This is a genomic window from Proteus sp. G2609 (assembly GCF_963896135.1).
GTDB lineage: Bacteria > Pseudomonadota > Gammaproteobacteria > Enterobacterales > Enterobacteriaceae > Proteus > Proteus mirabilis.
The window spans coordinates 207,585-225,123 of record NZ_CAWQNB010000025.1; the positions used below are offsets into that span (position 1 = coordinate 207,585).

At 40.0% G+C, this 17,539-nt stretch carries 16 protein-coding genes; 9 read left to right on the forward strand and 7 right to left on the reverse strand.

Annotated features, from left to right (window positions below):
- The first annotated feature begins 3 nt into the window (after positions 1–3).
- From lpxA to tilS, 7 genes are all read left to right on the forward strand, one after another.
- Positions 4–807 carry an acyl-ACP--UDP-N-acetylglucosamine O-acyltransferase gene (gene lpxA, locus AACV01_RS07465; protein WP_004245460.1) on the forward strand — a complete coding sequence of 268 codons (804 nt, stop codon included), beginning with the start codon at positions 4–6 and terminating at the stop codon, positions 805–807.
- 7 nt (positions 808–814) lie between these two features.
- Positions 815–1,987 (forward strand): lipid-A-disaccharide synthase, encoded by a 1,173-nt coding sequence (gene lpxB, locus AACV01_RS07470; protein ID WP_020946167.1) that lies wholly within the window; start codon positions 815–817, stop codon positions 1,985–1,987.
- On the forward strand, positions 1,987–2,577 hold the full coding sequence (gene rnhB / locus AACV01_RS07475; protein ID WP_004245458.1) for a ribonuclease HII: 591 nt from the start codon (positions 1,987–1,989) through the stop codon (positions 2,575–2,577). The genes lpxB and rnhB overlap by 1 nt, the downstream gene beginning before the upstream one ends.
- 22 nt (positions 2,578–2,599) lie before the next feature.
- Positions 2,600–6,082 carry a DNA polymerase III subunit alpha gene (dnaE, locus tag AACV01_RS07480; RefSeq protein WP_161682654.1) on the forward strand — a complete coding sequence of 1,161 codons (3,483 nt, stop codon included), beginning with the start codon at positions 2,600–2,602 and terminating at the stop codon, positions 6,080–6,082.
- 12 nt (positions 6,083–6,094) lie between these two features.
- Positions 6,095–7,054 (forward strand): acetyl-CoA carboxylase carboxyl transferase subunit alpha, encoded by a 960-nt coding sequence (gene accA / locus AACV01_RS07485; RefSeq protein ID WP_004245456.1) that lies wholly within the window; start codon positions 6,095–6,097, stop codon positions 7,052–7,054.
- A gap of 295 nt (positions 7,055–7,349) precedes the next feature.
- The gene (locus tag AACV01_RS07490; RefSeq protein ID WP_020946165.1) at positions 7,350–8,093 is read left to right on the forward strand and encodes an SDR family NAD(P)-dependent oxidoreductase; all 744 of its coding nucleotides are present in this window, start codon (positions 7,350–7,352) and stop codon (positions 8,091–8,093) included.
- A gap of 174 nt (positions 8,094–8,267) precedes the next feature.
- Positions 8,268–9,593, forward strand: a complete 1,326-nt coding sequence (tilS, locus tag AACV01_RS07495; RefSeq protein WP_060554851.1) for a tRNA lysidine(34) synthetase TilS — start codon at positions 8,268–8,270, stop codon at positions 9,591–9,593.
- A gap of 36 nt (positions 9,594–9,629) precedes the next feature.
- On the opposite strand, the gene rof is transcribed toward tilS, so the two are convergent.
- Positions 9,630–9,890 (reverse strand): Rho-binding antiterminator, encoded by a 261-nt coding sequence (rof, locus tag AACV01_RS07500; RefSeq protein WP_004245453.1) that lies wholly within the window; start codon positions 9,888–9,890, stop codon positions 9,630–9,632.
- Between the two features lie 261 nt (positions 9,891–10,151).
- Here rof and nlpE point away from each other — a divergent pair, with 261 nt between their 5' ends.
- Positions 10,152–10,832 (forward strand): envelope stress response activation lipoprotein NlpE, encoded by a 681-nt coding sequence (gene nlpE / locus AACV01_RS07505; protein WP_004245452.1) that lies wholly within the window; start codon positions 10,152–10,154, stop codon positions 10,830–10,832.
- A gap of 117 nt (positions 10,833–10,949) precedes the next feature.
- On the opposite strand, the gene proS is transcribed toward nlpE, so the two are convergent.
- The 6 genes from proS to metN form a co-directional block, all read right to left on the reverse strand.
- On the reverse strand, positions 10,950–12,665 hold the full coding sequence (gene proS, locus AACV01_RS07510; protein ID WP_004245451.1) for a proline--tRNA ligase: 1,716 nt from the start codon (positions 12,663–12,665) through the stop codon (positions 10,950–10,952).
- A 174-nt stretch (positions 12,666–12,839) separates the two neighbouring features.
- Positions 12,840–13,547 carry a tRNA (N6-threonylcarbamoyladenosine(37)-N6)-methyltransferase TrmO gene (gene tsaA / locus AACV01_RS07515; RefSeq protein ID WP_017628595.1) on the reverse strand — a complete coding sequence of 236 codons (708 nt, stop codon included), beginning with the start codon at positions 13,545–13,547 and terminating at the stop codon, positions 12,840–12,842.
- Positions 13,544–13,954, reverse strand: a complete 411-nt coding sequence (gene rcsF / locus AACV01_RS07520) for an Rcs stress response system protein RcsF (RefSeq protein ID WP_004248708.1) — start codon at positions 13,952–13,954, stop codon at positions 13,544–13,546. The genes tsaA and rcsF overlap by 4 nt, the downstream gene beginning before the upstream one ends.
- A 130-nt stretch (positions 13,955–14,084) precedes the next feature.
- Positions 14,085–14,900, reverse strand: coding sequence for a MetQ/NlpA family lipoprotein (locus AACV01_RS07525; RefSeq protein ID WP_004248707.1), 816 nt, complete (start codon positions 14,898–14,900; stop codon positions 14,085–14,087).
- A 94-nt stretch (positions 14,901–14,994) separates the two neighbouring features.
- Positions 14,995–15,648: a methionine ABC transporter permease MetI gene (locus AACV01_RS07530; RefSeq protein WP_004245447.1), complete on the reverse strand. Its 654-nt coding sequence runs from the start codon at positions 15,646–15,648 to the stop codon at positions 14,995–14,997.
- Entirely contained in the window at positions 15,641–16,672 is a 1,032-nt protein-coding gene (gene metN, locus AACV01_RS07535; RefSeq protein WP_004245446.1) for a methionine ABC transporter ATP-binding protein MetN, read from the reverse strand. The genes AACV01_RS07530 and metN overlap by 8 nt, the downstream gene beginning before the upstream one ends.
- 210 nt (positions 16,673–16,882) lie before the next feature.
- Between metN and gmhB the strand changes: the two genes are divergently transcribed.
- The gene (gene gmhB, locus AACV01_RS07540; RefSeq protein ID WP_004245445.1) at positions 16,883–17,449 is read left to right on the forward strand and encodes a D-glycero-beta-D-manno-heptose 1,7-bisphosphate 7-phosphatase; all 567 of its coding nucleotides are present in this window, start codon (positions 16,883–16,885) and stop codon (positions 17,447–17,449) included.
- Positions 17,450–17,539: the final 90 nt, after the last annotated feature.

The window sequence follows — 17,539 nt, forward strand, 5'->3', positions numbered from 1 at the left end:
CTTATGATTGATAAATCCGCAGTAATTCACCCTTCTTCAATTATTGAAGAGGGTGCGGTAATTGGTGCTAATGTTCGCATTGGCCCTTTTTGCGTTATTGGTAGCCATGTTGAGATTGGTGAAGGCACAGATATCAAATCTCATGTGGTTATTAATGGCCATACACGCATTGGCCGTGATAATCAGATTTACCAATTTGCCTCTATCGGTGAAGTAAACCAAGATCTGAAATATCGTGGTGAGCCGACCCAAGTCATTATTGGTGATCGCAATCTTATCCGCGAAAGTGTCACTATTCATCGTGGTACGACACAGGGCGGTAATATTACTAAAATTGGCAATGATAACTTATTGATGATCAACACCCATGTTGCTCATGATTGTATCATTGGCGATCGCTGTATTATTGCAAATAACGGTACTTTAGGTGGACATGTCACTTTAGGTGATTATGTGATAATCGGTGGTATGAGTGCGGTTCACCAATTTTGTCAGATTGGTTCACATGTCATGGTGGGCGGCTGTTCCGGTGTAGCACAAGATGTTCCTCCTTTTGTAATTGCACAAGGAAACCATGCCACCCCTTATGGTTTGAATATTGAAGGATTAAAACGTCGCGGTTTTGCAAAAGAAGATCTGCATGCCATTCGTAACGCTTATAAGATACTTTATCGTAATGGTAAAACGCTTGAAGAAGCGCGAGAAGAGATTGCTCAATTAGCCGCAGACAATAATAATCAGTATGTAAAAATATTCAGTGATTTTCTGGAAAATTCAGCAAAATCAAACCGCGGTATTATTCGCTAATTAGGATATGACCTTGTCAGGCCAATCATCTATAAAACAGCGTCCGTTAGTTATCGGCCTTGTGGCTGGTGAAACGTCCGGTGATATCTTGGGCGCGGGATTAATCCGCGCTCTTAAACAAATGCATCCCAATATTCGTTTTGTTGGTGTCGCAGGTCCTTTGATGCAAGCAGAAGGTTGTGAAGCTTGGTATGAAATGGAAGAGCTTGCGGTGATGGGGATCGTGGAAGTACTTGAACGTTTGCCACGATTATTGAAGATCAGAAAAGATCTCACTCAACGCTTTACACAACTTAAGCCAGATGTTTTTGTTGGTATTGATGCTCCTGATTTTAATATCACCCTTGAAGGTCGCTTAAAACAAAAAGGGTTGAAAACTATCCATTATGTCAGTCCATCAGTATGGGCTTGGCGTCAAAAACGGGTTTTTAAAATTGGTAAAGCAACGGATTTGGTTTTAGCTTTCCTTCCTTTTGAAAAAGCGTTTTACGATAAATATCAGGTTCCTTGTCGCTTTATCGGTCATACAATGGCTGATGCAATTGCTTTACACCCTGATAAAAAAGCGGCTCGTGAACACCTAGGTATTGATCAAGAGGCAATCTGTTTAGCTCTGCTACCAGGAAGTCGGCATTCTGAAGTGGAAATGCTTAGTGCGGACTTTATAAAAACAGCGCAGCGATTAAAGCAACAGATCCCCGCATTACATATTGTTGTCCCTTTGGTAAATGCGAAGCGACGGGCACAATTTGAACAAATACATCAAAGTGTTGCCCCAAAACTTGAAATCCAACTCTTAGATGGACAAGCAAGAGAGGCGATGACCGCCAGTGATGCGACTTTATTAGCATCTGGTACAGCCGCCTTAGAATGCATGTTAACGAAATGCCCGATGGTAGTGGGTTATCGTATGAAACCATTTACCTTTTGGTTAGCAAAAAAATTAGTTAAAACGCCCTATGTCTCTTTACCCAATTTATTAGCAGGACGGGAAATAATTAAAGAGTTGCTGCAAGAAGAGTGCACACCAGAAGCACTGGCAGAACAATTACTCCCCCTATTAACGGATGCGGAAAAAGTACAACACTTAAAAGAGATATTTTTACAATTACACTCAGCTATCCGTTGTCGTGCTGATGAGCAAGCAGCGAATGCAGTTTTAGAATTAGCAGGTCAATAATGGAATTTGTCTATCCTAAAGCAAACCTAATTGCTGGCGTCGATGAAGTCGGTCGCGGACCATTGGTGGGTGCGGTAGTTACTGCTGCGGTGATCCTTGATCCAGCTAATCCTATTCAGGGATTAATGGACTCGAAAAAATTGACCGAGAAAAAACGCAATGCGCTTTATGATGAAATAAAAGAAAAAGCATTATGTTGGGCTATTGGACGTGCTGAGCCTGAAGAGATAGATAAACTGAATATTCTTTGGGCAACGATGAAAGCCATGGAGCGTGCTGTCGCGGGATTATCCATAACGCCTGATATGGTCTTAGTCGACGGAAACCGTTGCCCTAACTTGCCAATGGCATCTCAAGCAGTGATTAAAGGTGATAGTTTAGTTCAAGAAATTAGCGCAGCGTCAATACTGGCTAAAGTTACCCGTGATAGGGAAATGGAACAGCTAGATAAACTTTATCCTGATTACGGCTTTGCCAAACATAAAGGCTATCCAACAGCCTTCCATATGGAAAAACTGGCTTCATTAGGGGCAACGCCTTATCATCGTAAAAGTTTTGCGCCTGTAAAACGTGCTTTAAATTTAGTCTAATCCACAGAGTAATTAATAAGATATGGCAGATCCTCGTTTTATCCATCTAAGGGTACACAGCGATTATTCAATGATCGATGGATTGGCAAAAACAGGGCCTCTTGTGAAGAAAGTGGCTTCGCTGGGTATGCCTGCTTTTGCAATTACAGATTTTACTAACTTATGTGGGTTAGTGAAATTTTATGGTGCGGCTCATGGTGCCGGTATCAAACCTATTGTTGGTGCAGATGTCTATCTGGAAACGGAACTATTAGGTGATGAATACGCGCATTTAACCATTCTCGCCCGTGATAATGTGGGATATCAAAACCTAACACTATTGATTTCTGAAGCTTATAAACATGGTTATGGTGCTGCCGGACCGGTTATCAAACAAGAGTGGTTAACAACATATAAAGAAGGTCTCTTGTTGCTTTCTGGCGGTAGAATGGGAGATGTTGGTAAATTCCTACTACGCGGTAATCGAGCTTTAGTTGAGCAATGTCTTGAATATTATCAAACGCACTTTCCTGATAGCTATTATTTAGAGCTTATTCGTACCGGGCGTCCGGATGAAGAGAGCTACTTACACGAAGCTGTAGCCTTAGCATCAGAAAAAGGGCTTCCTGTTGTTGCGACAAATGATGTCCGTTTTCTGGATAGTGATGATTTTGATGCTCATGAAATTCGCGTGGCTATTCATGATGGTTTCACATTATCCGATCCTAAACGTCCTAAACACTACAGTCCTCAGCAATATATGCGCACAGAAGAAGAGATGTGTGAGCTTTTTGCTGATATTCCTGAAGCATTAGAAAACAGTGTTGAAATAGCCAAACGCTGTAATGTGACCATTCGTTTAGGTGAATACTTTCTTCCTCAATTCCCGACTGGGGATATGAGTACAGAAGATTTCTTAATTAAAAAGTCCAAAGAGGGCTTAGAAGAGCGCCTTGCCTTTTTATTTCCTGATCCGCAAGAGAGAGAAAAGCGACGTCCTGAATACGATGAGCGCCTTGAGATTGAACTTAAAGTTATTAACCAGATGGGATTTCCCGGTTACTTTTTGATAGTGATGGAATTTATCCAATGGTCTAAAGATAACGGTGTTCCTGTAGGGCCAGGACGTGGTTCAGGTGCTGGCTCACTGGTGGCTTATTCGCTTAAGATAACAGATCTCGATCCTCTAGAGTTTGATCTACTGTTTGAACGTTTTCTTAATCCAGAACGTGTATCAATGCCTGACTTTGACGTTGACTTCTGTATGGAGAAGCGCGATAGAGTTATCGATCACGTTGCGGATATGTATGGTCGTGATGCCGTATCGCAAATCATTACCTTTGGTACTATGGCAGCCAAAGCTGTTATTCGAGATGTTGGGCGTGTTTTAGGACACCCTTATGGCTTTGTTGATAGAATTTCCAAGCTTGTTCCCCCTGATCCGGGAATGACGTTAGAAAAAGCTTTTGCCGCAGAGCCTCAGTTACCTGAAATTTACGAAGCTGATGAAGAAGTGAAATCGCTTATTGATATGGCGCGTAAATTAGAAGGGGTAACCCGTAATGCGGGTAAGCATGCCGGTGGTGTCGTTATTTCTCCAACCAAAATTACCGACTTTGCGCCACTTTATTGCGATCCGGAAGGGAATAACCCGGTTACACAATTTGATAAGAATGATGTTGAATATGCCGGTCTTGTTAAATTTGACTTCTTAGGGTTAAGAACGCTGACGATAATCAACTGGGCATTAGAAATGATTAATGCTCGACGGGCTAAAAAATCACTTGAGCCTGTTGATATATCAGCCATTTCATTAACCGATCAGCGTAGCTTCGATATGTTGCAACGCTCTGAAACCACCGCGGTATTCCAGTTAGAATCCCGTGGTATGAAAGATCTGATAAAGCGTCTGCGACCAGACTGCTTCGAAGATATGATTGCGTTAGTTGCACTGTTTCGCCCAGGGCCTTTACAGTCTGGGATGGTGGATAACTTTATCGACCGAAAACACGGTGTTGAAGAGATTTCCTACCCTGATGTTAAATGGCAACATGAGAGCTTACAGCCTGTATTAGAGCCAACTTATGGTGTTATCTTGTATCAAGAGCAAGTGATGCAGATAGCACAGGTACTTGCCGGTTATACCTTGGGTGGCGCGGATATGTTACGACGCGCGATGGGTAAGAAAAAACCTGAGGAAATGGCAAAACAGCGCTCTGTGTTTGAAGCGGGGGCGATTAAAAATGGTGTTGATGGCGAATTAGCCATGAAAATCTTTGACTTGGTAGAGAAATTTGCCGGTTATGGATTTAACAAATCGCACTCAGCAGCTTATGCCTTAGTTTCTTATCAAACGCTCTGGTTAAAAGCTCACTATCCTGCGGAGTTTATGGCGGCAGTCATGACTGCCGATATGGATAATACCGAAAAAGTGGTCGGTCTGGTGGATGAATGTTGGCGAATGGGTTTAAAAGTCCTTCCTCCAGATATTAATAGTGGGCTTTATCATTTCCATGTTAATGATGAAGGCGAAATAGTGTATGGCATAGGGGCCATCAAAGGGGTTGGAGAAGGCCCTATTGAGGCAATTGTCGAAGCGCGTCAACAAGGTGGTCATTTTAAAGATATTTTTGATCTCTGTGCGAGAACAGAAACCAAAAAATTGAATCGCCGAGTGATGGAAAAACTGATAATGTCAGGCGCATTTGATAAATTAGGGCCTCACCGTGCAGCATTAATGTCTTCGCTGGAAGATGCCTTAAAGGCGGCAGATCAACACGCAAAAGCGGAAGCCATTGGGCAATCCGATATGTTTGGTGTATTGGCAGAAGCCCCAGAGCAAGTGGAACGTTCTTATGCCAATGTACCTAAATGGCCAGATCAAGTTGTTTTAGAAGGTGAGCGAGAAACCCTCGGTTTATATTTAACGGGACATCCCATCACCCGTTATCTAAAAGAAATTGAACGATATGCGGCAGGAACCCGTCTAAAAGATTTAGTACCTACCCCCCGAGGTCAGATGGTAAAAGTGGCAGGATTAGTCCTTGCTTCGAAAGTCTTTACCACTAAACGAGGGAATAGAATTGGTATATGTACGTTAGATGATCGTTCTGGTCGTTTGGAAATTATGTTATTTTCCGATGCATTAGATAAATACCAACATCTATTGGAACAAGATCGGATTTTAATTGCTACCGGGCAGGTCAGCTTTGATGATTTCAACGGTGGGCTTAAAATGACAGTCCGCGAATTAATGGATATTAACGAAGCGCGTGAAAAATATGCTCGAGGGCTTGCTATCTCGTTATCAGACAGGCAAATTAATGAGCAATTATTAAATCGTCTTCGCGGCGTTTTAGAACCTCATCGTTCAGGCACGATCCCGGTTCATCTTTATTTTCAAAAGAATGATGCCTGTGCACGTTTGCGTTTTGGTGCAACATGGCGAGTAACGCCGACTGATATGCTTTTGACCGATCTGCGAACTCTGCTGGGTAATGAGCAGGTGGAATTAGAATTTGACTAGAATAGGAATGTTATGAGTCTTAATTTTCTGGATTTTGAACAGCCAATTGCCGAGTTAGAAGCGAAAATCGATTCGCTAACCGCAGTTAGCCAACATGATGAAAAAATTGATATTAATATTGATGAAGAAGTTGCACGCTTAAGAGAAAAAAGTTTAGAACTTACTCGAAAAATTTTCTCTGATCTTGGTGCATGGCAAGTGGCACAACTTGCTCGTCATCCATTAAGACCTTATACCCTTGATTATATTAATCGTGTTTTTACTGATTTTCAGGAGTTAGCGGGTGATCGCGCTTATGCTGATGATAAAGCGATTGTCGGTGGTATTGCTCGTTTAGACGGTCGTCCGGTGATGATCATTGGTCATCAAAAAGGACGTGAAACGAAAGAAAAAATTCGTCGTAATTTTGGTATGCCGGCTCCTGAAGGTTATCGCAAAGCGCTGCGTTTAATGGAAATGGCACAACGTTTTAAATTACCTATTATCACTTTTATTGATACTCCGGGAGCTTATCCGGGGGTGGGCGCTGAAGAGCGTGGACAATCAGAAGCGATTGCTCGTAATTTAAGAGAAATGTCTCGCTTTGGTGTGCCAATTATTTGTACCGTTATTGGCGAAGGTGGCTCTGGTGGTGCTTTGGCGATTGGTGTGGGTGATAAAGTAAATATGTTGCAGTACAGCACCTATTCCGTTATTTCGCCAGAAGGTTGTGCTTCTATTCTATGGAAGAGTGCTGATAAAGCACCATTAGCTGCTGAAGCTATGGGGATCACGGCAAATCGTTTAAAAGAATTAAAATTGATTGATACGGTGATCCCTGAACCTTTAGGTGGTGCTCATCGTCATTATGATGAAATGGCAGCATCACTAAAAGCGCAGCTAAAAGCTGATTTAGCGCAGTTAGATGAGTTTGATACAGAAGAGCTCACTAACCGCCGTTATCAACGCTTAATGGAATATGGCTATTGCTGATTGAGCGGGTACTTAGCTAGCTATTAAAAAGATCACTCCCCATGCTATAGCATGGGGTTTTTTTATGGCGAATAGGATCAGGCTATTATCACGCCACTATCACTCCAGCTAATTTTTCTTTTATAAAACTATTTCTATTATTAATAGTAATAGATTGTGATACTTTCATTTTTAATTATATATCAATATGTTAACTCGATCTCAAATATAAGATTTATGTTTATCTTTGCTTAAAAAATACGTAACCCTACCTATGATTTGATAAGGCTTATCGTTAATCAAAGAAGGAAAAGTTATGATTTCATTTAGCAACAAAGTAGGCATTATCACCGGAGGTAATAGTGGTATCGGTTTAGCTAGCGCTGAAAAATTTTTATCACTAGGGGCATCGGTTGTTATTACAGGAAGTCATTTAGGTCGTGGGGAAAAAGCACAAAAGTATTTGCAAGATAAAGGGTTTTCCGCAGAATTTGTACAAATGGATGCCGCCAATGAGCAAGATAATCAACAACTGGTTAAGCATGTAGTAAAACATTATGGCAAAGTGGATTTTTTATTTGCTAATGCGGGGGTTTTAACCGATACCGTTGCCGATAAATTACATTACGATCAATGGAAAAAAGTGCTTGATGTTAATCTTAATGGACTATTTCTTATTAACCGCGCGGTTATTCAACATTGGTTAGAAACTAAAACCACAGGCGCTATTGTTAACTGTAGTTCAATCTGCTCTTTTGTCGGCCAGCATGCATTTCCTGCTTATTGCTCCTCTAAAGGGGGCATTAAATTACTCACACAAACGTTAGCGCTTGATTATGCCAGTCAAGGTATTCGTGTTAATGCTGTTTGTCCAGGCTATATTGATACTCCTTTATTAGAGGGGCGTGAATTAGACAAACAAAAACTCGTCGCTTTACACCCTATTGGTCGGTTAGGTACACCTGAAGAGGTGGCTAATGTTGTTGCCTTTTTAGCAAGTGATGCCGCCTCGTTTGTCACAGGGGCTTCTTATCTCGTTGATGGTGGTTTTACGGCATAATTTAAACCCATGACAGCGATGAGGACAGAATTTTCTTAGTATCGTTATCAGCTTAAGTGAAAAGCTATATTCTGCTTTCTTTTTTATTATGTTGCGGCGAAAGGTTGTGTTCGTGCAAAATGCAATGGAAAGGCTTAACATAACCCATTGAATTCCTCGATAACTGATAATGCTATGGAACTGAAAAATTGTCCTCTTATTAACGAAATTAAACGACAAATTGGCTCTCATGCTCATATTTTAGTGGGTTTTAGTGGTGGAGTTGATTCAACCGTTTTATTGCATGGGTTGGTTTGCTTACGTGATAAATATCAACTTCCTTTAGAATTAACGGCAATTTATGTTCATCATGGATTGAATTCAAAAGCCGATGATTGGCTCACGCATTGCGAACATTTTTGTCATAACTGGCAGGTCAGTTTTATCAGTGAAAGAGTACAAGTCAATGGGAAAGAAGGGGGAATTGAGCAGGGTGCCAGAGAAGCGCGCTATCAAGCTTATCGCCAATATTTACAGCCTAATCAAGTTTTAGTGACGGCACAACATCAAGATGATCAAGCGGAAACTTTCCTATTAGCGCTTAAACGCGGTAGTGGACCGGCTGGGTTGTCTTCAATGCCTGCAAAAATGCCTTTTGAACAAGGGTATTTATTACGACCATTACTTAATATCACACGTGAGCAAATCGAAGCTTATGCACATGAGCACGGTTTATTATGGATTGAGGATGATAGTAATCAAGATGATCGCTATGATCGCAATTTCTTACGTTTACATGTTATGCCTCTATTGACTCAGCGCTGGCCACATTTTTCTCAAGCTGTCACTCGTAGTGCCGCACTGTGTGGTGAACAAGAAGCGCTCTTAGATGAGTTACTCGATGTAGAATTGCAGCAATTGATTGATGAGCATCAGAGTTTAGATATCAATTTATTGTCTCGCTGTAGCGAAATAAAACGTAATGCATTATTGCGTCGTTGGTTTGCTAAATGTAATAAAAGCATGCCATCAAGATCTCAATTGTCGCGGCTATGGCAAGAAGTTGCTTTAGCTAAAGCAGATGCAGAGCCACGGTTACGTTTTTTCCAAGATGAAGTTAGGCGTTATCAACAACGCCTCTATCTTGTGCCAGTTATGGAAGAACTAACGGATAGGGTTATCGAATGGTCATTATCACAACCTTTAATTTTGCCTAATCAGTTAGGGATATTAGCGGTGAGTCGTGATAGCGGTAAAACAATCTGCAGAGCACCGTTAGCAGATGAAAAAGTGACGGTTCGTTTTGGCTTAACGGCTTCATCTTTACGTATTGTTGGGCGAGATTTGGCCAGATCAAGCAAGAAAATTTGGCAAGAGCTTAATATTGCCCCATGGCAAAGAACTCGTATCCCATTGATTTATTATAACGATACATTAATTGCAGCGGTTAATACTTTTGTGACTTTAGAGGGAAATGCAACAACAGAACAAAGTATAACAATTGAGTGGCAAGCGTCGTAAACAACCGCCAATTACGGCGGTTGTTTATGTAAATAGTTATTCAGATTTGATTATGATAGTGCCAAGTTCGGGATGAGAAAAACTGGCAATAATATCCAGTCGTAAATCTTTTGCACCCTCAGATGTTTTTACTTTCAGATATTCAACTTTTTTACTTAAAAAGAGATCATCTGCGACACCATCAATTTGCTCACCATTATGTAATTCAATATGGAGTGTTAAGCCTCGTTGGCAAGCTAACTCCAAATATTCATAATCATCACAATTAATTGGTTGATATTCTGTATTTGTTGACATATTCCCTCACCACTCGTTCGTGGCGGTATTGCCGCCAGTGAATAATTCAGAATAAAATCATTATGCTGTTATTCGAAGTGATCACAATAGTTATTGTGATAATTTTCTGAAATAGTGCATTCTGCGACAAGATTTAAGAATTTATACTAAAACGTAGTGTAATTATCTTAAAGGGGGTTTTATTCACCCTTTTTGCTTAAAAAAATGCTAAACTAGCATTGAAAACGAGAAATTAGAAAGTACCCAGAACTTAGGGAGTTGATGATGGGGAAAAAACTTTTATTTGCAGCCATTGCTGCAGGGTTATTTATTATGTCAGGCTGCCAGAATAATATTGGCCTGTCACTCGATGGTAAAATTGTTGATCAAACATATAACAGTATTCTACCTTGTGCCGATTGTTCTGGTATCGACACGACTATTCTTGTCAATCAAGATGGCTCTTATGTAATGGAGCAAAGTTACCAAGGCACTTCTGATGACAATCGAAGTTTTTTTGAGTCAGGTACTTGGTCATTAAGTAAAGATAAACTGACCTTGACTAATAGTTATGGCGAGAAGAGTTACTATTTACCTCGTGAAGATAAATTAGTTATGTTGGATATCGATGGTAATGTAATTAATTCGGGTCTTAATTATACCTTAGCAAAGGTTCAACCTAAGCAGTTAGCGGGGGAATTTACCTATTTTGCTGACGCTGGAACCTTTAAAGATTGCCAATCTGGACGTGTCTATGCCGCTGATGGATTAGTATTAGAAAAAGGCTATTTTGCTACAGGCGTTGATGGCGGAACACCTGTCTATCTAGAGGTCAGAGGTTACTATAGTATTCGTCCTTCAATGGAAGATGGACAGTATGATCGTGCATTAGTGGTTACCGATAATAAACCACGCTTTGATCGTCATGGCTCTTGCAATAGCCGTCGTAATAGCAGAAGTTAATTCATTATAAAAAAACCGCTTTAAATAAAGCGGTTTTTTTTACGTTAACAAAAGTGGTAACAGCAGTCGTTAAGTTTGGTCAGTTTAGCCCATAAGGGCTAAACAATATTAAATGGATTAAACCAGTTGCTCTTTAATAAAGGCAACAACATCATTCACATTGACCAGCGATTTATCATCACTACGGCGTGCTTTATACTCAACTTGTTCGTTATCCAGATTACGATCACCAATCACGATGGTGTGTGGTACACCAATCAGTTCCATATCTGCAAACATCACACCTGGGCGCTCTTTGCGATCATCAAATAATACATCAATACCCTGTGCACGTAAGTCAGCATAGAGTTTCTCTGCTACTTCTTTTACACGATAAGAACGATGCATGTTCATTGGTAAAATGGCAACTTGGAAAGGTGCGATAGCATCAGGCCAGATAATACCACGAGCATCGTGATTTTGTTCGATTGCCGCTGCAACGATACGAGTAATACCAATACCATAACAACCCATAGTCACAACTTGGTTATGGCCTTCTTCGTTTTGTACCGTCGCTTTTAATGCTTCAGAATATTTCTTACCTAGTTGGAAGATATGACCGACTTCAATACCACGTTTGATAAGTAAAGTACCTTTACCATCTGGGCTTGGATCACCTTCGACAACATTACGGATATCCGCCATTTCAGCAAGAGGTAAATCACGCTCCCAGTTAATACCAAAGTAGTGTTTACCATCAATATTTGCACCAGCACCAAAATCGCTCATAACAGATACAGCGCGATCGATAATGATTGGTAATGGCAAGTTAATTGGACCAAGAGAGCCTGGACCTGCATTAACAGCTTGGCGGATCTCTTCTTCAGTCGCGAAAACTAAAGGTGAAGCGACAATGCTACATTTTTCTGCTTTTATTTCATTGAGCTCATGATCACCACGGACTAATAAAGCCACTAATTTATGACCACTTTCTTCAGTTGCATGAACAATAAGTGTTTTAACTGTTTTTTCAATAGGCAGATTAAATTGTTCAACTAATTCAGCAATAGTTTTTGCGTTTGGTGTATCTACTAAACGTAACTCTTCTGTTGCTGGTGAGCGAGGTGTTGCTGGCATAACCGCTTCTGCTAATTCAATATTAGCAGCATAGTCAGATGCTGTTGAGAATACGATATCATCTTCTCCGCTATCTGCTAATACTTGGAATTCATGAGAGGCACTACCACCAATAGAGCCTGTATCAGCCAATACTGGACGGAAGTCTAAACCAATACGAGTAAAGATATTGCTATAGGCTTGATACATTCTGTCGTAAGTCTCTTGTAGAGACTCTTGAGAGATATGGAATGAATAGGCATCTTTCATGATAAACTCACGTGAACGCATAACACCAAAGCGCGGGCGTACTTCATCACGGAATTTAGTTTGAATTTGGTAAAGGTTGAGTGGTAGTTGTTTGTAAGAGGTGATTTCATTACGAACAATATCGGTCACCACTTCTTCATGGGTTGGACCTAAAACAAAAGGACGCTCACCGCGATCTGTAAAACGCAACAATTCTGGGCCATATTGTTCCCAACGGCCACTTTCTTGCCATAGATCAGCAGGCTGAACAACCGGCATTGAAATTTCAAGTGAGCCTGCGTTGTCCATCTCTTCACGAACAATTTTCTCAATTTTTCTCAGGACACGAACACCGGTCGGCATCCAATCATAAAGACCAGATGCGAGTTTACGGATCATACCTGCGCGAAGCATGAGTTGATGGCTGACAATTTCGGCATCAGCAGGCGTCTCTTTCAAAGTAGAGAGCAAATAGTGGCTAGTACGCATTATTAGGTTCCATTAGAACAAAAATACTTAGGCTGACTGTCAGGCCAGTCTACATCAATATAAATAGAGAAAGTCTTTAGTCTACCAGTGACTTAGGTTTGCCAAAAGAGGCAAAGCATTTTTTTCAATCTGATTTGCTTAAAGACAAGAAGTTTCAATGTTAGTAAGTGCAAGTTAGCGCGGTTCTATACTAAGAACAAGTGTTTGCTGCCCATTGACTTGCCAACGAATATTAAAATCCAGTAAATGCACGGCATATACTCTATCACTTTGTTCGCTTTTTTTATAAGCAGGACGCGGATCTTGTTGCAATACTTGAGTGATAAATCGCATAAGATGAGGATATTGATGAGAGTAATATTGTAACTGCTGTGTGGCATCTTCAGAAAAAAGAATCTCCATCTCTTCATGAGGAGCATATTGGGCAAAGCCTGCTGTTGCACCAGCAATAGATTCAGCATAGGGAAGGTACGGCTTGATATCAATAATGGGGGTTCCATCAATAAGATCTAGACTGCCTAGTTGCAAGATCACCGATTGCTTTTCAATAATGATATCTTTTAGCTCGACTAATGACATGCCGATAGCATTAGGGCGAAAAGTTGAGCGAGTGGCGAAAACCCCGAGTTTGCTATTCCCCCCTAATCTTGGTGGGCGCACTAATGGATGCCAACCTTGTTGCGCTGTTTGATGAAAAATAAATAATAACCAAAGATGGCTAAATTGTTCTAAGCCCCTTACTGCATCAGGATGATTATAAGGTGTGTGTAGTATTAGCTGGCCTACGCCATCCTGGACTAATCCAGGTTGGCGAGGAACGGCAAATTTCTCTTTATAAGGGCTGATAATATGCCCTATAGATGTTATTTGGTAGCTATTCATTGAGTAATTAATAGTGCTGAACCTTCACAGATTGCCGATTGATAGCAACCCATTCCTGTGACTATTTGGCATTCATGTAATAAAACTGCATTCGCATTTTTATAAGCCGCTTTGATAGCCATTCTTTTTTTCGCAGCAGGTAAGCTTGCGGGTGGATCTTGTAGTGTTTGTCGGCAAGATTCACCGGCAACAACACCTAAATCTTTAAAAGGCGCACCTAAAAGATCTTCTGTTTTTTCAACAATGCGAACAGGAGATAAAGTTTGCTGTTTGGGCTTTTGTGGTTGGCCAGGTTTATTTAAACGCATATCCGTAAACTTAGACTGATCAACATCAGATGATTTCTGCATTGAACAGCCGGTCATAAACAGCGCTATAATGCCAATAAGTAGCAAGCGCATGTGCATGGGTATATCCTCTTTATTATTGTCTATACAAAAATTAAACCGCCCTAATTTAATGCAAATTAGCCCAGTAAAAAAGAGAAAGGCGAACAAATGTCCGCCTTTTTTATTATTAAGTTGAGTTGTGAGATGATTACCAACCTTTTACTGCACCACCGTTAAAAATCTTATTCGCAGCGCTATCAACTTCATCTGTTTGATAAGATTGAATAAATTTCTTCACATTTTCATCATCTTTATTGTCCTCACGGGCAACAATAATATTGACATAAGGTGAATCTTTATCTTCAACAAAAATACCATCTTTTGCTGGAGTTAAGTTAACTTGACTCGCATAGGTTGTATTAATAACCGCTAAGTAGATTTTTTGATCATCTAAAGAGCGCGGTAATTGTGGTGCTTCTAACTCAACTAATTGTATGTTTTTCGGATTTTCAATGATATCCAGTTTAGTCGGTAATAAACCAACCCCTTCCTTTAATTTCACTAATCCTACTTTTTCTAAAAGTAGCAGTGAACGACCTAAGTTAGTTGGATCATTAGGGATAGCCACTTGTGCACCATCGGGTAAATCTGCTAAATCCGTTATTTTTTTAGAATAACCAGCAATAGGGTAAATAAAGGTATTACCTACAGCCGTAATTTTGTAATTACGATCTTTGATTTGTTGATCTAAATAAGGCTTATGTTGAAAGGCATTAATATCAATATCACCACGGCTTAATGATTCATTAGGCATGACAAAGTCATTGAAAGTGACGAGTTCAACATTAAGTCCATATTTATCTTTAGCGACTTGTTTAGCAACTTCAGCAACTTGTTGTTCAGAACCAGAAATAACCCCCACACGGATATGATTGGGATCTTTTTCTTTTTCGCCACAACCTGCTAAAGCTAAAGCACCGACTAACGCACTGACTACAGCAAGTGATTTAAATTTCAATGACATAGATTTACCCTTTCTTTGAACTGGTTAAATAAAAGGTTTCATACAAACTACATTTATTGATTAGATAGTAGATGAATAGAAACCTTTAATTCATTTATTTATGTGTTGTCAGTTTAACTAAACGATCGCCAATAAACTGAATGATAAAAACAAGAATAACAAGTAGTACAATGACGGTATTCATTACTGTGGCATTATAGCCCACATAACCATACTGATAACCAATTTGACCTAAACCACCGGCACCCACAGCGCCCCCCATTGCGGAATAACCGACTAATGTAATGAGTGTAATGGTTGCAGCATTAATTAAACCTGGTAAAGATTCTGGTAATAAAACTTTCTTGATTATCTGCATTGGTGTTGCCCCCATGGCACGAGAAGCTTCAATTAAACCATGAGGTATTTCTAATAAGGTATTTTCTACCATACGTGCAATAAAAGGTGCAGCTCCTACAGTTAACGGAACGATAGCCGCCTGTAAACCAATGGATGTTCCTACTACCATACGTGTAAAAGGGATCATCCAAACTAATAAGATAATAAAAGGGATGGCCCTAAAAATATTAACTAAAGCAGAAATTACTTTATAAGCGGGTGAGTTCGCCATAATTTGCTCTGGACGAGTCACATAAAGTAAGACACCTAATGGTAATCCAATGACAAAACCAAAAAAGCCTGAGACAAATGTCATGACTAAGGTTTCCCAGATCCCACTAATTAATAAATAAATCATTCCTTCAGACATAACCGAGAACCTCTACTTTCACATGATGCTCTTCTAAAAACGCGATAGACTTTTCTGTGTTACCATTTTTACCGTGTAATTCTGCTAGCATCACGCCAAACTTTACTCCACCGGCATAGTCCATTTGAGAACTTAAAATATTAATATCAGCATCAAAACGACGAGCAACAATAGACATTAATGGCGCATCAACAGATAACCCATTAAATTCAAGCTTTAACAGCGGGAATAAGCCTTCTTCCCACTCTGGCTTCATACGTTCTTTATAATCGTCAGGAATATCCAATTGTAATGTTGATTGAATAAATGCTTGAGAAACGGGTGTTTTAGGGTGAGAGAAAACCTCACTTACCGCATCACTTTCAACTAATTGACCACCACTGATCACGGCAACTTGGTCACAAATACGTTTTACAACATCCATTTCATGAGTGATAAGTAAAATAGTTAACCCTAAACGACGATTAATATCTTTTAACAGTTCTAAAATAGAACGTGTCGTTGCAGGATCAAGAGCACTAGTTGCCTCATCACACAATAAAACGTTTGGTGAATTAGCTAATGCTCGAGCAATCGCAACACGCTGCTTTTGTCCCCCTGATAAATTGGCAGGGTAATACTCTTTTTTATCTGCTAAACCCACTAATTCTAATAACTCATTAACACGTTTATTAATATCTGCACGCGGCGTGTTATCAAGTTCTAGAGGTAAGGCAACATTATCAAATACCGTTCTTGAGGACAGTAAATTAAAATGTTGGAAAATCATGCCAATGCCACGACGTGCTTTGGTTAATTCTTTATCAGATAATTTTGTTAGATCACGACCATCAACCCAAACTTCACCTGATGTCGGCTTTTCTAACATGTTTACACAGCGTATGAGAGTACTTTTACCTGCACCTGACGATCCAATCACACCAAAAATCTGCCCTTGTGGCACATGCAGGTTAATATTTGATAGCGCTTGTATTGAACGCGCTCCCTGCTTAAATACTTTATTTATATTCGTCAGTTTAATCATCTTGTTCTTTATATAAGTAGAATATGGGACATTCACGCTATTCTGCCCGAGTTAAAATAGATGTTAAGGCGTCTAGACGTCCAAGTCAACAAAAAAGAGCAGAAGCGTAATAGGTAATAATAGTCAATAAAAGAAAGAAAGGTGGATATGCTTCTCTATATAAGAAAAAACATGCGATACTAAGCGCAAATATCTAAAAGGAGTAATGCTGTGAGCAAGGGGATTTCTGCGATTTTTTTAGATCGCGATGGAACGATTAATATCGATCATGGTTATGTATCTGAAATTGATAACTTTGAATTTATCGAAGGTGTGATTGAAGCAATGGCTGAATTAAAAGCCATGGGATATGCTTTAGTGCTAGTGACTAATCAGTCAGGTATTGGTCGAGGGTATTATAGTGAAGATCAGTTTTTACATTTAACTGAATGGATGGATTGGTCTTTAGCTGATCGAGGCGTCGATTTAGACGGTATTTATTATTGCCCACATCATCCAGATGCAATTATAGAAGAATACAAAAAAGAGTGTGACTGTCGTAAACCTGCAACAGGTATGTTTATGGATGCGAAAGCACAATTAAACATCGATATGGCATCTTCTTATATGGTGGGAGATAAAAAAGAAGATATGTTGGCAGCAAAAGCGGCTGGCGTTGGGCATAAAATTCTCGTTCGCACAGGAAAAGCGATTACAGAAGAGGCCGAAACTTGTGCAGATTTTGTTCTAGATAGCTTAGCCGACTTGCCAAAATGGCTTAAAAGCCACAAAAAATAGGCACTTCGTTTAATTAACCAACAAACAAACATTTTTTTTCAAAAAACTATTGCCAGCCTCAGAAAACTCCCTATAATGCGTCCTCGTTGT